The organism is Pseudomonas sivasensis, assembly GCF_021391435.1.
Taxonomy (GTDB): Bacteria; Pseudomonadota; Gammaproteobacteria; order Pseudomonadales; family Pseudomonadaceae; genus Aquipseudomonas; species Aquipseudomonas sivasensis.
The window spans coordinates 3,068,567-3,086,449 of sequence record NZ_CP090029.1 but is presented as its reverse complement, the minus strand read 5'-3'; the positions used below and the strand labels follow the sequence as shown (position 1 = coordinate 3,086,449).

Sequence of the window (17,883 nt, the reverse complement as noted above, 5' to 3'; positions counted from 1 at the left end):
CACGTGCTGACGCAGACATAAACCGCCGAGGGCTCTGGACCGGGGCCTGACACGTGCCGCCCGTTTACCACTCGCCCATCGGCCGCAAAAACCAGGGGCCTGCCACTTGTTCAATTGATAAGGTTATGTTTAGTAACTATCTGAGCAGTTACTCATATCGTTCATTCGCTTTGCAGGGGCATAACAATGACTAACCCCCACAGCGCGCCAGCCACCGCGCCCTATCATCCGCGCGGCGACAGTCGCCACCTCAGCGACAGCAGCTCGCCGACGCCTGCGGAACTGACCGACTGCCTGTTTTTTTCTCCCGAAGACGGGAGGATCTGGCTCAACGACCAACGCATGCTGCTGCTGCACAGTTCCTCGTTCGGCGCCCTGCGCAGGGAAGTCATCGAGCGTCTGGGGCTGGAGCAGGCGCGTGGTCTGTTCACCCGTACCGGCTATGCCTCCGGAGCGCGGGATGCCCGGCTGATCCGCGAGCGCTGGCCAAACGCTGATGCCGCTGCGGTGTTTCGTGCCGGGACGCACCTGCACACACTGGAAGGCATGACCAAGGTCGAGCCGCTGCATTTCAAGTTCGACGCCGACTCGGGCTTTTATGAAGGCGAGTTTCTCTGGCACCACTCCTGCGAGGCCGATGAGCATGTGGGCGCCTACGGCATCGGCCAGGACCCTGTGTGCTGGACGGAGACCGGCTACGCCATCGGTTTTGTCAGTGGCCTGTTCGGGCAACTGGTGATCTTTCGCGAAGTAGAGTGCCGAGGCATGGGCCACAGCAGTTGCCGGGTGATCGGCAAGACCGCCGAACAATGGGGTGATGTTGAGCAGGACTTGCGCTACCTGAACGTGTCCTCGACCGTCACCCACACCGCCGACGCCTGTGCGCGCCACAGCCCGGTAGACCGCCTTGCCAGCACCAGCGCGCCCCGACCTTTGGTGGGCGCCAGTGCCGCGTTCAACGCAGCAATGCAGGCCCTGCAACGCGTCGCGCAGACGCCCGCCACCGTGCTGATCAGCGGGGAGTCCGGCGTGGGCAAGGAAATGTTTGCGCGCCAGTTACATCAACTCAGCCGTCGCCACGACAGCCCGTTCGTGGCGCTCAATTGCGCGGCCATCCCGGACAACCTGATCGAGGCTGAACTCTTCGGGGTTGAACGCGGCGCGTACACCGGCGCCACCCACTCACGGCCCGGGCGTTTTGAACGGGCCCAGGGCGGCACGTTGTTTCTGGATGAAATCACCAGCCTCAGCCTGGCCGGGCAAAGCAAACTGCTGCGGGCATTGCAGGAGCGCGAGATCGAACGCGTCGGAGGCATACGCGGCATCACGGTGGATGTGCGGGTAGTGGCCGCCACCAATATCGATCTGCGCAAAGCGGTGTCTGACGGCACCTTTCGCGAAGACCTGTTCTACCGGCTGAATGTCTACCCCATCGCCCTGCCGCCGTTGCGTGAACGCCGCGATGATATCCCGCTGTTGATCAACGCGTTCCTCACCCGCTTCTGCCAGGAGTACGCCCGTACACCCGTAGGCCTGACCATGCGCGCCCTGAAAGTCCTGCTGCGCTACGACTTCGCAGGGAACGTGCGCGAACTGCAAAACCTGATCGAACGCGGCCTGATCGCCAGCGACGAAGGCCAGGCCATCGACTTGGTGCACCTGTTTCGCAACGAGCCACTGCCGGCGGATCCGTACGGCCTGGACGACCATGGCAGCCTGTCAAACACCGCACCTTTGCAGCGACCAGCACTGCTGGACACCCTTGGGCAGTTGGACCAGGGGTTTTCCATCGAGGGCCTTGAATCACGCCTGATCACCGAAGCGCTGCAACAGAACGCCGGCAACCTCGCCGCCGCCGCCAGACTCGTGGGGCTTAGCCGTGCTCAGTTTGCCTATCGGTTGAAGAAGCACCAGCGGCAACAGCCTTGAAGGGATTGCCTGAAAATGAGTGCTTTAAATGTTTTATCCGATTAAGTATTTTGCACGGGTACCGAGCCCCCTTTGAATCGTGACCAGGAGCACCCGTGACCGGACTGCGTGAACGTCAGAAAGCCGAACGCCGACAAGCCATCAGCAAGGCGGCCATCGAACTGTTTGAGCGCCAGGGTTTCCAGAACACCACCATCGAACAGATCGCCAGCCAGGCTGGCGTATCGGCGCCCACGGTGTTCAAGTATTTCGGCAACAAACAGGAAATCATCCTGGAAATCCTGCACCACGCCGATCAACGCGCGATCACCGACACTCGCCGCCTGATCCAGGAAATCGAAGATCCGGTTGACGCGCTGTGCCACCTTGAACGGCTGCTGACCGGCTACGCCCTGGAAGTCATGCACCCCAGCCTGTGGCGTGAATTGCTGCCACTGATCCTGTTCGGCGGCACCAACGAACTCCCCGCCGGCTATCGCGCGATGAACGACGCACTCAGGGCTGAGATCAGCCAACTGCTGCGCGAACTGCAACTGGCCGGCAAGCTACGCCCGCAACTGGACGTGGAAATGGCTGCGTTTTTACTGAACGATTATTCACACCTGCAACTGTTCAGACTGGTGAATCAGGAACACCCGGATATAGAAGCGCACTCCACGCAGGTCAGGCGTATTACGGAGCTGGTGTTTTATGGCATGCAGGCCTGACTGAGGGATTGCCCCATGAGCATGGTTATCTGCACGATTCTTACAGGTTAACGCCTCACTCTGTGGTGAGCGGGCTTGTCCCGCGCTGGAGTGCGCGACGGCCTTAGAGCCGGCCGGATTTTTGTCTCGTGTCCTCAGGTAACCGTGTGGGAGGGGGCTTGCTCCCGATGGCGGTGGGTCAGTTACAGCTCTGTTGGCTGACACACCGCCATCGGGAGCAAGCCCCCTCCCACATTTTGATCTCCATAGATCAGACAGATAGGTCTCAGTCTGCTTTTGCTCTGCTTTTGCTCTGCTTTTGCCCTGCTTTTGATCCGGCCCTTACATCCTTTTCGCTGACGAAGTCAGCGGTCTTTTGATCTGCGCTTTTGATCTTGATCTCAGGCGCCCCATCAAACACGCTGGCCGAACGCAGGCTTGAATCCGTGGGTAACCCGGCAGGACGCCGGGTTAGCCGCGCTGGGCCATGGATGGCCCATCGCGGCGGCCCACGGATTCAAGCCGGAGTGAGGGCACACCGAGCCTAGGCGAGGTGCCGAGTGTTGGGGCGAAGCGTTTTTGGTTACTTTTTGCGCTCTTCAAAAAGTGACCCGCTGTAAAAGCGGAACCCATAGCCGCCGTTACCCAAATAACGGATATGTACACCGACAAACCGCCATCGCGCTCGAACTCGGTACCCCCGGACAGAGCCCGCACATCACTGCACCAAACGCCCTCAGTAAAACCGATAACACCGAACCACCACCTGATCAGCACTGGGGTAATGCACCAACCCAATAAAACTCGCACGCCCAAGCCAATCCAACCGCCCCTTCGGCACCTGAAACACCGGCGTACAGGTACACCGATACTCCGTCTCTGGAATCGGCCACTGTCCCTCACGCTCCAACTGACGCCCATACTCCGTCATGTTCAGAACCCCCCGATTACGCAGATTAATCAGCTCTCCCTGATCAGTCCTGAGGCTATAGCGAGCGTCCAGTTGACCCAGCCCATCCGGGCGCAGCACAAACAAATCCTCGCCGCCCGCCAGCACCTGACCGCGAATACCTACCCCCTCGAAATCCCCCCCCACAATCGGGTAGTTGCAGCGCAAACCGTCAACACTGTCGCCCAGCATCACCCCACGCCCTATGGCCACGCGCAACGTCAGCACGCGCTGCAAATTAGGCGCAACGTCCATCAAGTCCAAATGCTCACTCATGGCACAACTCCAAACCCGGCGCGCACGCACCGGGTCGCAGGGGATCAGCGGTTGGTCTTGATGTTGGTCCAGGTGCGCGTACGGATTCGCTCGATCGCAGGCGGAATCGGCTCCAGGGCAAACAACGTCTTACGCACTTGCTCCGGCACATACATGTTGGGGTTGTCGCGGATATTGGCGTCTACCAGTGCAGTGGCGTCCTTGTTCGGGTTGGGGTAGCCGATCTTGTTGCTGATGCGGGCAATCACTTCCGGACGCAGGATGTAATTGATGAACGCATGGGCCTCGGCCACGTCGGGGGCATTGGCCGGGATCATCATCACGTCCGACCACATCGGCGCGCCTTCCTTGGGCAAGGCCATCTCGACCTTGACGCCCTTGCCGGCGGCATCCGCCAATTGCTTGGCCAGCGCGACACCACCGGACCAGCCCACGCCGACGCAGATATCACCATTGGCCAGGTCCATGCCGTAGCGCGATGAGTTGAAATAGGTGATGTAGGGACGGATTTTCATCATCGCCGCCTGGGCCTGCGCATAGTCCTCGCGCTTCTGGCTGTTGGGGTCCAGGCCCTTGTAGTGCAAGGCGATGGGCACGATTTCGTTGCCTGCGTCGAGGAAACCCACGCCGCAACTGGCGAGTTTGGCGAGGTTTTCTTCCTTGAAGATGATGTCCCAGGTGTCAATCTTTACGTCGGGCCCCAGGGCCTTGCGCACCTTGTCGACGTTGTAGCCGATCAGCGTGGTGCCCCACAGGTAAGGTGCGGCGTAGCGATTGCCAGTGTCACCCACCGCTTCCAGGGACTGCATGAATTGCGGGTCAAGATGCTCCCAGTTCGGCAACTGCTTGCGATCCAGGGGCTGGACGGCACCGGCGGTGATCAGGTGCCCCAGGTTGGCAGTGCCGGGGAAGACCACGTCGTACCCGGAGTTGCCCGTCAGCAGCTTGGACTCCATGGTTTCGGCGCTGTCGAACACGTCATAAATCGGGCGAATACCGGTTTCTTCCTGGAAGCTCTTGAGCACTTCCGGCGGCAGGTATTCGATCCAGTTGTAGATCCGTACGGTTCGTTCTTCCGCCAGGCAAAAGCCACTGATCAGAAGGGAGGCGACAGTGCCCAACAAGGTGTGACGCAAAAACCTGTTCATGATTAAACACTCCAGCGCGGCCACGATGGCTCGCGGCACTTAGTAGCGATAGGTGAAATACAATTCCAGCGCGCTGAACCTCTGGTCATCGCCAAAGACTTGCTTGGCAGCGGCCAGTGGCTTGACCCAGTTGTAGGACAGCGATGTATAGAACGACGGCGTGGGCGTCCAGTCGAGGAAAACCACGCTCTCATCGGCAAAACGCCGGTCACTGACCGCCGCGCCCATGTAGTTCTTCTCGTCCAGCCAGAACTGATAGTGAATCGTGCCGAGGGTCACGGTGTCGCTGAGGTGGGTCTTGAGCGAGAACTGCTGGACCTTTTCGTTGCTGTTGAACAGCAGGTAGTTACCGACCACGTCGCCGATAAGCCACGTGCTCCAGTCGACAAAGCCTTTGCTCAGCGGGTCCCAGGCTTTCTGGCGGTTGTCGGTGAGGTTGTCGTCACCGGAAAAACTCGCGTAGCGGTAGCCGATGATCGGTGTCAGCGGCAGCGTGCTGAAGGCATAGTCGGCCTGGCCATACCAAGCGTTGGCATCGTAGTTGGCACCCTCGCCGCTGCCGCGCTCAATGGCGTATTCGGCGTTCAGCGTCAGTGCCTGCACACCGGGCACCTTGGCGTTGAGCGCCCTGATGTTGTAGACCTGCATCCCGTCACGAAGACGCGGGAATGTGCTGCCTCTGGGCCCCAGGGCATGGACCTTCATGGCCATCGCCCCCAGGGTCACCTGGTCATCGACGTTGTAATCGAGGTTGACGCCAGTCATGCGGAAGTCGCCCAAATCGTCATCGGTGCGCAAGGTGAATGCCTGGGATTTGAGTGCGCCATGGTTCCAGGCCAGGACCGCTGAATCCTTGAACGCGGTTCGAGGGCCCAGCCAGTAGGCGGCGTCCTTGTACTGGTCGAGGTTGCCGTCCATGACGATGAACCCGGTGCCGATCATGTAGTTCTGGCGGCCTGCGGTGAAGGTCCACTCGCCGGCCCGAAAACCAGCGTAGAGCTCTTCAAACGCGGCTTTACCGTCGGAACTGCGGGTGAAGCCGCCCGCATCGCCATCGCCGAACGTGCTGGCAGCCACCAGGGAGCCGCCCGCCAGCAGGCTGAAATCGGGCTGCAGCGCGTAGTCGAGTTTGACGCCGGGCTTGATGTAGAGCTCTTGCCAGTTGATGTTCGCGCCGCCGTTTTTACCGCTGCGTGCATCAACCTGGCCACTGCCAAAGTTAACGCCACGGGTAAACAGCGTCCCACCACCCGCCGTGAAGTTGACTTCGCCCTTGAGATTGCCGTCCTCAAAGGTGTAGCCCGCCAACGCGACGTGGGTGGTCAGGGGTAAGCCGACCGCTAAGAGCGCTCGTGAGAAACGCTTGGTGAAAACCATAAGAAGCTCCTGTGGAATTATTGTTGTTACAGGGCAGTCAATGGCGACGCAGCGCGCCGCCAACACCTGGCCGGGGTCAGGTGAATAGAACGCAAGACTCTTATTGTTGGGCGTGTGTCAGGGATTCAGGTGGGCCGCAATGGCGCGCAGCATGCGCACGCTGTCGGCATCGAACGGGCCGACCGCTTCCGTCAGGGACGATTGCTTGACGATCACTACGCCGGACGGCTTGTCGATGAACAGGTACTGGCCGTGAATTCCGCCGGCCATCAGTGCCTGGCTGTGATCGTTGAACACGTACCACTGGCTGCGATAGGACGCACCCGGCGTCCAGCTGGAAAACTCGTCATTTTGCGCGTAGATCGCCGGATCGGAACCGGCAGCTATCCGGGCGACGGTCGCAGGGGACAGCAGTTCAAGCCCTTCGTGGCGTCCATTGTTGGCCAGCAGCCGACCGAAACGCGCCATGTCCCTCAAGGTGGCGCTGAAGCCTGCGCCCGCCACATTGCGTCCCCAGGCGTCGGCCATGAAGTAGCCGTCACGGTCGCAACCCAGGCGCTCCCAGATCGTCTCCAGCATCTGACTGCAAGCCTTGCCCGACGCACGTTCCATAACCCATGCCAAGGCTTCGGTGGTCGCGGTCACATAATGGAAAAATCCGCCATGGCTGCCGCGTTTCTTGAGGGATGGCAAGTACTGGTACAGGGATGCGAATTGCGCGTAAGCCGCCGGAGCCGGTTGAAAGCCGCAGGCATAACCGTACTGCGAACTCTCTGAGTTGGGATCGTCGTAGACCTCGCTGTAGTCGATGCCCACCGCCATGTCGAACAACTGACGCACCGTGGCATCGCCAAACGCACTGCCGGCCAGCTCGGGGACGTAATACGCAGCGAGCAACTCAGGTCTGAGCACGCCCTCGGTGACCAGTTGCTCACCCAACGTCCCAATCAACGACTTGGTCACCGAGAACATGATGTGTCGATCACCGGCGCGCTGTCCGTTGAAGTAACGCTCGAACAACACCGTATCGCCCTGCATCACCAGGAAGCCGTCGGTCTGGCTGGCCACAAGGTGATCGATAACGCTGATGCTCAGCCCGCATTCGCTGTTGAAATACAGCGAATCCAAGGCTGTCGGGGCAACCTTGAGCGGGCTGGCAGGTGCTGCGCCCGCCTGCACGTCGATGGTGGGACGCAGTCGTGCGAGGTTGCGAAACCCCCATTGACTGAAGGGCGAACGCATCCAGTTGTCCCACGTAACGCGGCGTTCGGGCTCTGACGGGAAGCCCTGCATGAGTAAAGGTGCGAGGCGAGGCTTGGACAACGCCTCGTCAGTCTGGACATACAGGCTGGCCAATGACGGCGTGATTTTCTGACCCATGGTGTAACCCTGGAAATGACTCTGCATGCGAGCAGATGCGAAGCAATAATTAACCGGCAAATATTCTTTAGTCAATAAAAGATTTAACCGATCAAAATCTTTCCAGACCAGGGGCCGCCGATCACCTTGCCGTCAGTAGAAGTACGCCACGCGAAACTGCAGCGAATTATCGATCTTCACGCCCTCGCGCACCGAGGTGTCATGCATGAGCTGCCCCATCACCTGCACTTGCTTGCCCAGCATCGTGGCGACAGTGAAACCGAGCGTGCCGTTACTGCGGCTGGTGGCGAGGGTTTCATGGTCAAGCGTCTGGCGCGCGCCCCAGTTATGTCGATACGAAATCGCGGCGTAAGTGTCCGGGGTGAAGTTGTAGCGTAAATGGTTGTGCAACTGGAATAGCGGCGCTTTTTCGGCGTCGGTGGCGCGCTGCTTGTCGTAGAACTCCGTTTCGGCGATCACGTCCCAGGTGATTTTATCGGTGAGTCCCTTGATGTAGCCGACTTGAAAGTCCAAGGCCCAGCGGTTATCGCTCAACGCAAAACCCTGGTTTTTATCGCTGCCGGTGGGTGCCGTGACGAACACCGACCAGCCCAGGTGTTCATTTCTGGCAAGGTCTGCGATGGTCCATACCGTTCCACCGAAGGTGATATCCCCCAGCCCAGAGTTTTTGCTGTCGGTGGTGCCGATCTTCTGATAACCGAAGGGGATCACAATCTGTGGATCCCAGGTCAAGCCTGTGTTGAAGAACTCGGTGAAGTGGATCAATCGCAACACGCCGACAGTCAGGTCGAGGTCGAGGTTGTCGGCGACTTTCTTGCCGCCGGAATACACCTTGTCCCCTCGCGGATTCTGCTGGTACAGCACCACCACATCGGTGCCTTGGGGCAGCGCGGTGTAGTCGCCGGGGTCGGGTTTGACATCGGCCTGGGCCAAGGGCGCCAGACTGGCAAACAATGCGCTGAACGTCAGAGTGCTAAGTATTTTCATGGCGGGTCCCGTTATTTTTATTGGAGGCAGAGCTTCGCCATGACGACTCCGTGGGGAGTCGCCAGGCTTAGGTGAAACGGATTGGAATCAGTGCGCGGTGGTGTGTCCGCCAGCCTTGAGATCGGCTTGCAGATCCTGGGTCCGCTTGACGAGGTATTGACGGATCAATTCCATGTCTTCGCGCTGAAGGATGTCGGAAAAATTCGGCATCCCTCCATTGATCAGCGCCCCGCTGAGAAAGGCGGGAAACGCCGCGTGCTTGTTGTCATCCAGGTAGCGCAGGTCTGGCACCACACCGCCGCTGATAGCATTGAGGCCATGGCAACCCGCACACAATCCATTGAACAGGCCGCGCGCCTGGGTCAGTTGCTCGGGGGTTGCAGTGAGTGCCTGATGGGTCGTCGGCATGACGGGTGCAGCTTTCGGCGCAGGCAGTTCCCCGTGCGCGCCCAGTTTGAAAGCGATCACCCGCGACTCTGCTCGCACCTTGCCTTTGTTGGTCAATGGGCCGGTCAGCAAAGGAATGATGCCGCCCCACCCCACAGAGAACGCCACATATTGTTCGCCATTGACGGTGTAGGTGACGGGCCCGGCCATTACTCCTGAATTGGCTCGATGCTCCCATAGCGGCTTGCCGGTGTCGGCGCGGTAGGCGACGACGCGCCCATCGGCGGTGCCCTGGAACACTAGGTTACCCGCCGTGGCCAACGTGCCGCCGTTGCCGGCGCTGATGTACGGTTGCTTCCAGGCGGCTTTCTGTTTTACCGGGTCCCAGGCGATCAGTTCGCCGCTCCAGGCGTCGCGGATTTTATTCAGGATTTTCGGGTCCTCAGGCAGGTCCGGCACATCCAGGCCGAAGTTCACCACGGACTTGTTCGATAAGAACATCGGCGCCTTGGCCGCTTTCAGTTCGGCCAGGGTGTATTGGGCCGGGATGTAGACGTAACCGGTCTTGGGGCTGAACGACATCGGGTGCCAGTTGTGCCCGCCGAGGAAACTCGGCTGCACCACTTTCGGCTCCTTGGAATAGTCGGCCGCGCCGGTGAGGATCGGACGCCCGGTTTTCAGGTCGATACCGCTGGCCCAGTTGACCGGGACGAAATTCTTCGCCGAGAGCAATTGCCCGTTGGTGCGATCGAGGACATAGAAAAACCCGTTCTTCGGCGCCTGCATGATCACTTTGCGCAGGCTGCCGTCGATCTTGATATCGGCCAGGATCATGTGTTGGGTCGCCGTGAAATCCCACTGGTCCTGCGGCGTGATCTGGTAGTGCCACACGTATTCGCCGGTGTCTGGGCGCAGTGCCAGAATCGACGACACGTACAGGTTGTCACCTTTGCCATTGGTGCGGAACTGGTAGTTCCAGGGTGAACCATTGCCGGTGCCCACATAGAGAAGATCAAGCTGCGGATCGTAGGCCATGGAGTCCCAGACCGTGCCGCCACCGCCCCACTTCACCCAGCCGTCGCCGTCCCAGGTTTTCATGGCCTTGGCCATGGCGGGGTTTTCCGCTGGCAGCTTGGGGTCACCCGGCACCGTATAGAAGCGCCACACCTGTTTACCGGTGTCGGCATCGTAGGCCGTAACGTAACCGCGCACGCCGAACTCGGCGCCGCCATTGCCGATCAGCACCTTGCCCTTGACGATGCGGGGCGCGCCGGTAATCGAATAGCTTTTTGTGCGATCGATAATGGTATCGACGCTCCACACCGGCTGACCATTAGACGCATCCAGGGCGATCAAGCGTCCATCGAAACTGCCCACATAGACTTTACCCTGCCACACCGCAACGCCCCGGTTGACCGGCCCACAACACCCCTGGCTAAGGTTTTCGGCGGGCACTTTCGGGTCGTATTTCCACAGCAACTCACCGGTGGCGGCATTGATGGCATACACGATGCTGAAGGCGCCGGTGGTGTACATCACACCATCGACCACCAGCGGCGTGGCCTCGGTGCCGCTGTCGATATCCAGCTTGGTCGTCCACGCCAAGCCCAGCTGTGCGACGTTGCCGGCATTGACGCTGTCCAGTGGGCTGTAACGCTGCTCGTCATAGGTGCGACCGTGGCTCATCCAATTGCCGGGCTCCTGGTCGGCCGCGATGATTCGCTGGCCATCGACCTGCGCCGGGGCCGCCCACACAACAGAGCAGAACGTAGCCATCAGTAAGGGAATGCCTGGCAACAGGCTGCGTAATCTCATTATTATTTTTCTCCAGCGATAAGCGGCTCGGTATCACCCCCAGCCCAGGCAAGCTTATTAGAGGACTTGGCGCGCTGCGCGACTTGACTGACGCTGCCAAAGCGCTTGGCATTCTCTGCCAGGCGCGCACTTACGTAGCGTGCTGGCGAAAATCCCGAGGGGCGTGCTGAAAATGACGCTTGAACGCGCGGCTGAAATGCGCGGCGTCGACAAAACCCCATTTAAAGGCGATCTGAGTGATGGATTCATGGCGCAGATCCTGGCAGCGCAGATCCTGGGCCACCCGCTCCAGGCGGCGCTGCTGAATGTAGCGAGAGATGCTTTCGTGGCGCTGCTCGAACAACCGATAGAGCTGGCGGACAGAGACGTTCAACTGCCGCGCCAGATAGTCAGGGCCCAACTCAGCCTCTTGCAGGGAAGACTCAACCAGGCGGGTGGCCAAGCCGTACAGATCATCATGACCCACGCAGGCAAAGGCGGGCTGCCCGTCGGTGCGTTCATCCAGGCCAGCGACAGCCAACCGGATTAATGCATGTTCCAGCGCGGGCCCATCGCTCCTGCCGCCGGAGTCACCGCTCAACGCAACGTCACCCAACGAACGCACCAGAGCGCGAATCATGTGAGTGGCGACACTGTTGCGCGCGAGCTTGCCAAACAGCGGTTGCGGGCCAAGCTGATGGCTGACTTCCTGGCGTGACAGGTGAATCGAGATATTCTGCACCAGCCCTCGCGGCTCTATATCGAAGGCCTGGGCCGAGTCCACCAGGGCGATGTCTTCAGGCCCTAACTCAATCACCTGACTTTGCCCGCGGATGCGCTGGTGGCCGCTGCTCTGAAGAATGAGAAAACAGTGACGATCGTCATCGCCGTCACCCGAGGTGCGATGGCGGCTGATCAATCCTGCATTGGTGCGGATATGGGCCAACTCCAGGCCGCACACATCCTGAGCGTGGACGCTGCCGATAAACAGTGTGTGCTGTTCGGACAGGGCTGTGCTGAAATTACCGCACACCGTACGCAAGTCGCGGTTCCAGTTGGCGAACGCCTCACGAGTGCTCAACAAGGCAGGCATATCCTCGCTCCCACAGGTTATTTATAGTTATACCGTTAACATATTATCTATTTTTTCCGGGTGCAAGCGGGCTGGGCTTGATGTGGGTGAGCAACCGGCCGCTCCAAGACCGACGCGCTATTGCTTTTGACCTCAAATCACCCGTCACACACACTGCCCGGGTACTAAAATCAAGGCTCAAACAGGAGTGGTGGTTATGCGCAATTTTTCAATTCAACGCCTCGACCATGTGGTTCTGCGGGTGCAGGACATCGAGCGCAGCCTGGCTTTCTATACCTCGGTGCTGGGATGTGAGGTCAAAAAGCGCCGGGAAGACCTGGGCCTGATTCACCTGAGCGCTGGGGCATCCATGATCGACTTGGTGGACGTGAATGGCTCCATCGGACGCCAAGGCGGGAAGCCGGCGGGCAAGCAAGGGCACAACGTCGATCACGTTTGCCTGCGGGTCGAGCCGTTCGATGAGCAGGCCATTCTCGGCCACTTGGCTGACGCGGGAATATCCGCTGAAAAAGCCGAGATGCGCTATGGCGCAGAGGGCACAGGCTGGTCGCTCTATTTCAATGACCCGGACGGTAATCAAATCGAGTTGAAGGGCCCGGCTGTGCAGCCTTGATGCAGGCTCGGCCCCGCCGCCCCCGTGACACAACATCATAAAAATAGATGATCTTAAAAAACCACATAATGACAATATCTAATAATTAGCTTATTCCAAAAAAGACTTTCCCTCGGGTTTTTTATAGGAATATCTTCACTTCACAGACCGACCCCATACCTGGCGGAGGACGTACCCCCGACCACCAGGAGCCTGCTATCAGGCTAAATGGACCGATCTCGACATGCCAGACCTCACCTCCCCGCTGCCCCTCAAGAACTTTCACCTGTCACTGCTGACCAGCTCCCTGCTGCTCGCCACTGCGCCCTCCTTCGCCGAAGCCGCGACGGAAGACGCCCAACTCGGCACCGTCACCGTGATCTCCACCGGCCTGCGTGGCCAGGAGCGCACCGTGGCCGACAGCCCGGCGCCGATCGATGTGATCAACAGCGAGCAACTGCTCAAGACCGGTCGCGCCGAATTGTCCGAAGCGATTGCCAAATTGCTGCCGTCGTTCAACTTCGGCACCAATATCGCCGGCTACAACTCGGTGACTCGCCCACTGAGTAACCGCAGCCTCGGCCCGGCCTACACGCTGGTGCTGGTCAACGGCAAACGTCGCCACAACGGCGCCACCGGTCAGCGCGGGTCCATCGACAACAGCGGCGCGAATGCGGTGGATATCGACCTGATCCCGGTCAGCTCGGTGGACCATATTGAAGTGCTCAAAGACAGCGCTGCCGCCCAGTACGGTTCCGATGCGGTGGCCGGGGTGATCAACATCATCCTCAAGACCGGCAACAGCGGTGGGCACCTGGAAACCAGTTACGGCCAGTTATTCTCCGGCCAGGGCGAAACCATCAAGGTGGCCGGCGACCAGGGTTTCAAGCTGGGCGACGGCGGCTTTTTCCACCTCTCCGCCGATGCACGCAAACGCGGCGAAGCCTCTTGGAACGACAAGGCCGACGGCAGCGTGAGGGCCTTCAACGATCCGGCCAAGGAAGCCGCCTGGGACCGTGTGGCAATCAAGAACGGCGACCCGGACCTCAAGGCCTTCAACCTCGCCTACAACGCCGAACTGCCCCTGGAAGACCTGACCCTCTACTCGTTCTCCACCTACGGCGAGCGTGATGCCGAGGCGGCCAACTACTTCCGCCTGCCCACCGGCCGCGCCGCCGTGCCCGAGGTGTTCCCGGACGGTTACTACCCCTTGAACAACATCAAGGACCGCGACTATCAATTGCTATTCGGCGGCAAGGGCCAGGCGGCCGAATGGAACTGGGACCTGAGCACCACCTACGGGCGCAACAATGTCCACCACTCCAGCGACCTCAACATCAACCCGTCCCTGGGCACCGCCTCACCGACCAAATTCGACAACCTGGCCACCTTCCGCTTTGAGCAGTGGGTCAATAACCTGGACTTCACTCGCCGCTACGACAGTTTGTTTAATCTGACTTCGCCGGTGCAGGTGTCGGCCGGCCTGGAACATCGCTGGGAACACTTCAGCACGTTCGCCGGCGACCCCGAGGCCTATATCACCGGGACCTACCCGGCGGCATCGGGCGCTCAGGCGGCGGTGACGATTCGCCCGGAAGATGAAGTCAGCCTGATCCGCAACAACTACGCCGGCTACCTAGATTTAGGCTTTGACCTGACCGAGCGCTGGTTTCTCGACGTCGCCGGGCGTGTCGAACATTACGACGACGACTCAGGCAACACCTTCGGCCTGAAAGTGAACTCGCGCTACGAACTCACCGACAGCGTGGCCGTGCGCGGCACCGTCGGCACCGGTTTCCGTGCGCCATCCCTGACCCAGATCGGCTACACCGTGGCCGACAACCGAGTCGCCGTAGACGTGAACGGCAACGTGGTGCCTGCCGTCACCCGCCTGACCCCGTCGGGCAGCAACCTGGCCAAAGCCTTGGGTGGCGATGACCTCAAGCCGGAGAAATCACGCAACCTCGGGCTGGGCTTGACCTGGCAACCGGCACCGCGCACCAGCATCACCGCTGACGCGTACTTGATCGACATCGACGACCGTATCGCCTTGACCAGCAACATCTACGACCAAGGCAATGGCGTGATCAACGGCATCCTCACCGCCCAAGGCGTGCCCTCCGGCACTTGGGTCAACTACTACACCAACGCTTTCGATACCCGCACCCGTGGCCTGGACGTGGTCGCCGACCACACCACGCCGCTGGATGCCTGGGGTGATGTGCGCTGGAGCCTGGGTTTCAACTGGAACAAAACCACTATCGAAGGCAACCGCGATACCCCGAGTGCGCTGGCCAACTCCGGCGTCACCCTGGTAGGCCGCGACCGCGAAGGCGACCTGACCGAAGCCTCGCCCAAGACCAAATGGATCCTGGGCGCCAACTGGAAGGTCGAGGACCTGGCAGTGAACCTGCAAACCAGCCGCTACGGCGCGGTCAAGACCTTGGCGGTCAACCCCACGGGCGACCGCAGCTTCGGCGCCAAATGGATCACCGACCTCGACGTCAGCTACACCTTCGTCGACCAGATCACCGTGAGCATCGGCGGCACCAACATCTTCGACGTGCGCCCAGACCGGCACGCCGTCTACAGCAACCTGGGCCTGGCGCCCTACGGCAACCCGCCGTTCTACCCCGGCGGCGGCTACTGGTACACCAAGCTGGCCTACGACTTCTAAGCCAATCGCCATACGAGGGCATCCCATTGAACACCTCCAACTTGATGAGCCGTCTATTGGCCCCGTGCGCCCTGGCGCTTAGCCTGGCCGCCTGCTCGCCTTCGGGCAGTGACGCCCAGGCCGGCAAGACCCTGAACATCGCCTTTTTTGGCGACAACACCACCCTGGTCAGCGTCGACCCGTTCCAGGTCTATTGGCTGGAACACCGCGTGCTGCTGCGCAATGTCGCCGAGTCCCTTACCGACCAAGACCCGGAGACCGGCAAGATCATTCCCTGGCTGGCCAAAAGCTGGGAAGTCAGTGACGACGCGCTCACCTATACCTTCCACTTGCGCGACAACGTCACCTTCAGCAACGGCGAGCGCTTCAATGCGGTGGCGGTCAAAACCGCCTTCGACAGCAACAAGGCGTTAGCCACCGAGTTGCCGGCCACCTTTGGCGCCACCTACCTGGCGGGGTTCGACCACGCCGAAGTGGTGGATGACCTGACCGTCAAACTGGTACTGGCCAAGCCCAACGCCGGCTTCCTGCAAGCCACGTCCACCACCAACCTGTCGATCCTTGCGCCGGCCTCTTACACACTCAGCGCCAAAGAGCGCTCGTTGGGCAAGATCATCGGCACCGGGCCGTTCGTGCTGGCCAGCTACACCCCGGAAGTCGGCGCGCACCTGACCAAGCGCAAGGGTTACGCCTGGGCTTCGGCGAATATGAAGAACCAGGGCGAAGCGCACCTGGATGCGGTGGACATCAGCTACATCCCCGAGGAAAGCGTGCGCAACGGCCTGTTCCTGCAAGGCAAGGCTGACATCCTGTGGCCGCGCAACCCGTTCTCCGAGGTGGATCTGAAGCTGTTCCAGTCCAAGGGCGCCACCATCCAGAGCCGTTCGCTGCCGGGGCCGGCCCTGAACCTGTATCCCAACACCCGTGATGGGCGTGCACTGAGCGACAAGCAAGTCCGCCTGGCCCTGCAAAAGGCCATCGACCGCAAGAGCTACGCCAGCACCGTCTACAACGCCGAATTTCCGGTGGTGGACGGCATCTACGACGTCACCACGCCTTATTTCAAGAGCCAGGGTGCCAAGTTGGCCTACGACCCGGCAGGCGCGGAGCAGCTGCTGGACCAGGCCGGCTGGGCCAAGGGCGCGGACGGCTACCGCCAGAAAAACGGCAAGCGCCTGAGCCTGAGCTACAACATCACCCCATCCGAAACCGCCGGTGACGTGCTGCTCCAGGACCAACTGCGCAAGGTCGGTATCGAGGTCAAACTCAACGTGGTCACCCGTGCCGAATGGGTCGCCAACAACTCGGCCGGTAACTATGACCTGACCAGCACCTACATGACCCGCGCCGACCCGATCATCCTGCAAACCATCCTCGACCCACGCACCGCCAACAGCTCGACCCTGGCCACCAACCTCTACGAACCGACGGTGCTGAACGCTGCCAAAGGCCTGTTCGATGCAGGCATCACCGCCACCCAAAGCCAACAACGCGCAGCGGCCTACGGCAACCTGCAAGACCTGCTGGTGGATGAAGGCTCGGCGTTCCCGGTGTATGAGCGCGTGTGGCAGGCCGCAACGTCGGCCAAGGTGAAAAACTTCCGCTGGACCGCCGAAGGTTTTGCGCTGCTGGGTGATATCGAGGTCGCCGCGCCATGAGTCGTTACCTGATTGGCCGGGTCGGCCAGGCGCTGCTGGTGCTTTGGGGGGCCTACAGCATCACCTACTTCATCCTCTATCTGCTGCCCGGCGACACCTTGTCGATCATGCTCAGTGCGTCCGGCATGGAAGCCGACGCGCTGTCGGTGGAAGACCTGGCCAAGGCGCGGGCCTATTACGGATTGGATAAAGGTCTGTTTGAGCAATACATCGACCTGCTGCTGGGCGCGCTGCGCGGTGACTTTGGGCAGTCATTGTCACTCAACCGCCCGGTGGCCGAGTTGCTCGCCGAGCGCCTGCCACAGACGCTGTCCCTGGCGGGGCTGGCGATTGTGCTGTCGCTGCTCGGCGGCATTGGCTTGGCGTACCTCACCGCGTATATCCGCTGGCAACCCCTGAAAAAAGCACTGGCGCGCTTGCCGTCCCTGGGCTTTTCGGTGCCGGTGTTCTGGATGGGTTTGTTGCTGATCCAGGTGTTTGCGTTTGGCCTGGGTTGGTTTCCCGCGACCGGCACCCGAGGCTTCGAAAGCTTGGTGTTACCGGCGATCACCCTGGCGATCCCAAGTGCCGCGGTGTACGCCCAAGTGCTGCAACGCAGCTTCCAGGGCGTGTGGAAAGAGGCCTATATCGTCACCGCCTACGCCAAGGGCCTGAGCCGGGGCCAGGTGCAGGCACGCCATGGGTTCAGGAATGCCGCGCTGCCCATCCTCACCCTGATCGGCCTACAGGTGGGTAATACCGTGTCCGGCGCGGTGCTGGTGGAAACCATCTTCGCCCGCTCCGGCATCGGCCGCCTGGCCCAGGAAGCCGTACTGCGCCAAGACATTCCGGTGGTGTTGGCCATCGTTGCAGTGTCGGCGGCAGCCTTCGTCCTCGTGAACCTGCTGGTGGACTTGCTGTACCCCTGGCTCGACCCGCGCATTTCCCACACGCCAAAGGTGTCCTAGACC

At 60.6% G+C, this 17,883-nt stretch carries 13 protein-coding genes; 6 read left to right on the top strand and 7 right to left on the bottom strand.

Annotation, left to right across the window (positions count from 1 at the left end):
* Positions 1–186: 186 nt before the first annotated feature.
* Both LRO94_RS13860 and LRO94_RS13855 read left to right on the top strand, forming a co-directional pair.
* Entirely contained in the window at positions 187–1,929 is a 1,743-nt protein-coding gene (locus tag LRO94_RS13860; RefSeq protein ID WP_099602393.1) for a sigma-54-dependent Fis family transcriptional regulator, read from the top strand.
* Positions 1,930–2,024: 95 nt separating this feature from the next.
* Positions 2,025–2,636 carry a TetR/AcrR family transcriptional regulator gene (locus LRO94_RS13855; RefSeq protein WP_032891341.1) on the top strand — a complete coding sequence of 204 codons (612 nt, stop codon included), beginning with the start codon at positions 2,025–2,027 and terminating at the stop codon, positions 2,634–2,636.
* Positions 2,637–3,351: 715 nt separating this feature from the next.
* Here the strand turns inward: LRO94_RS13855 and LRO94_RS13850 are convergent.
* From LRO94_RS13850 to feaR, 7 genes are all read right to left on the bottom strand, one after another.
* Positions 3,352–3,840 (bottom strand): DUF3237 domain-containing protein, encoded by a 489-nt coding sequence (locus LRO94_RS13850; protein WP_032891339.1) that lies wholly within the window; start codon positions 3,838–3,840, stop codon positions 3,352–3,354.
* A 44-nt stretch (positions 3,841–3,884) separates the two neighbouring features.
* Complete coding sequence (locus LRO94_RS13845; protein ID WP_122757259.1) at positions 3,885–4,988, bottom strand: polyamine ABC transporter substrate-binding protein; 1,104 nt, start codon at positions 4,986–4,988, stop codon at positions 3,885–3,887.
* A gap of 39 nt (positions 4,989–5,027) precedes the next feature.
* A complete protein-coding gene (locus tag LRO94_RS13840; protein ID WP_179179036.1) occupies positions 5,028–6,365 on the bottom strand; it encodes an alginate export family protein in 1,338 nt (445 codons plus the stop codon).
* 117 nt (positions 6,366–6,482) lie between these two features.
* Positions 6,483–7,745: a serine hydrolase domain-containing protein gene (locus LRO94_RS13835; RefSeq protein WP_122681547.1), complete on the bottom strand. Its 1,263-nt coding sequence runs from the start codon at positions 7,743–7,745 to the stop codon at positions 6,483–6,485.
* A gap of 132 nt (positions 7,746–7,877) precedes the next feature.
* Positions 7,878–8,732, bottom strand: a complete 855-nt coding sequence (locus LRO94_RS13830; protein ID WP_179179037.1) for a transporter — start codon at positions 8,730–8,732, stop codon at positions 7,878–7,880.
* An 87-nt stretch (positions 8,733–8,819) separates the two neighbouring features.
* On the bottom strand, positions 8,820–10,934 hold the full coding sequence (locus LRO94_RS13825; protein WP_179179038.1) for a PQQ-dependent dehydrogenase, methanol/ethanol family: 2,115 nt from the start codon (positions 10,932–10,934) through the stop codon (positions 8,820–8,822).
* 130 nt (positions 10,935–11,064) lie between these two features.
* Positions 11,065–12,006, bottom strand: coding sequence for a transcriptional regulator FeaR (gene feaR / locus LRO94_RS13820; RefSeq protein ID WP_179179039.1), 942 nt, complete (start codon positions 12,004–12,006; stop codon positions 11,065–11,067).
* Positions 12,007–12,202: 196 nt separating this feature from the next.
* Between feaR and LRO94_RS13815 the strand changes: the two genes are divergently transcribed.
* The 4 genes from LRO94_RS13815 (at position 12,203) to LRO94_RS13800 (ending at position 17,880) form a co-directional block, all read left to right on the top strand.
* Positions 12,203–12,619: a VOC family protein gene (locus tag LRO94_RS13815; RefSeq protein WP_032891323.1), complete on the top strand. Its 417-nt coding sequence runs from the start codon at positions 12,203–12,205 to the stop codon at positions 12,617–12,619.
* 223 nt (positions 12,620–12,842) lie between these two features.
* On the top strand, positions 12,843–15,275 hold the full coding sequence (locus LRO94_RS13810; RefSeq protein WP_095184868.1) for a TonB-dependent receptor plug domain-containing protein: 2,433 nt from the start codon (positions 12,843–12,845) through the stop codon (positions 15,273–15,275).
* Between the two features lie 44 nt (positions 15,276–15,319).
* The gene (locus tag LRO94_RS13805; RefSeq protein WP_122681690.1) at positions 15,320–16,933 is read left to right on the top strand and encodes an ABC transporter substrate-binding protein; all 1,614 of its coding nucleotides are present in this window, start codon (positions 15,320–15,322) and stop codon (positions 16,931–16,933) included.
* Complete coding sequence (locus LRO94_RS13800; protein ID WP_032891316.1) at positions 16,930–17,880, top strand: ABC transporter permease; 951 nt, start codon at positions 16,930–16,932, stop codon at positions 17,878–17,880. Before LRO94_RS13805 ends, LRO94_RS13800 begins: the two co-directional genes overlap by 4 nt.
* Positions 17,881–17,883 lie beyond the last annotated feature (3 nt).

What these genes read in the sequence shown, in the direction of transcription:
- LRO94_RS13860 (WP_099602393.1), top strand. Translation starts at nt 187, where the DNA reads ATGACTAACCCCCACAGCGCGCCAGCCACCGCGCCCTATCATCCGCGC.
- LRO94_RS13850 (WP_032891339.1), bottom strand. Translation starts at nt 3,840, where the DNA reads ATGAGTGAGCATTTGGACTTGATGGACGTTGCGCCTAATTTGCAGCGC.
- LRO94_RS13845 (WP_122757259.1), bottom strand. Translation starts at nt 4,988, where the DNA reads ATGAACAGGTTTTTGCGTCACACCTTGTTGGGCACTGTCGCCTCCCTT.
- LRO94_RS13840 (WP_179179036.1), bottom strand. Translation starts at nt 6,365, where the DNA reads ATGGTTTTCACCAAGCGTTTCTCACGAGCGCTCTTAGCGGTCGGCTTA.
- LRO94_RS13835 (WP_122681547.1), bottom strand. Translation starts at nt 7,745, where the DNA reads ATGGGTCAGAAAATCACGCCGTCATTGGCCAGCCTGTATGTCCAGACT.
- LRO94_RS13830 (WP_179179037.1), bottom strand. Translation starts at nt 8,732, where the DNA reads ATGAAAATACTTAGCACTCTGACGTTCAGCGCATTGTTTGCCAGTCTG.
- LRO94_RS13825 (WP_179179038.1), bottom strand. Translation starts at nt 10,934, where the DNA reads ATGAGATTACGCAGCCTGTTGCCAGGCATTCCCTTACTGATGGCTACG.
- feaR (WP_179179039.1), bottom strand. Translation starts at nt 12,006, where the DNA reads ATGCCTGCCTTGTTGAGCACTCGTGAGGCGTTCGCCAACTGGAACCGC.
- LRO94_RS13815 (WP_032891323.1), top strand. Translation starts at nt 12,203, where the DNA reads ATGCGCAATTTTTCAATTCAACGCCTCGACCATGTGGTTCTGCGGGTG.
- LRO94_RS13810 (WP_095184868.1), top strand. Translation starts at nt 12,843, where the DNA reads ATGCCAGACCTCACCTCCCCGCTGCCCCTCAAGAACTTTCACCTGTCA.
- LRO94_RS13805 (WP_122681690.1), top strand. Translation starts at nt 15,320, where the DNA reads ATGAGCCGTCTATTGGCCCCGTGCGCCCTGGCGCTTAGCCTGGCCGCC.
- LRO94_RS13800 (WP_032891316.1), top strand. Translation starts at nt 16,930, where the DNA reads ATGAGTCGTTACCTGATTGGCCGGGTCGGCCAGGCGCTGCTGGTGCTT.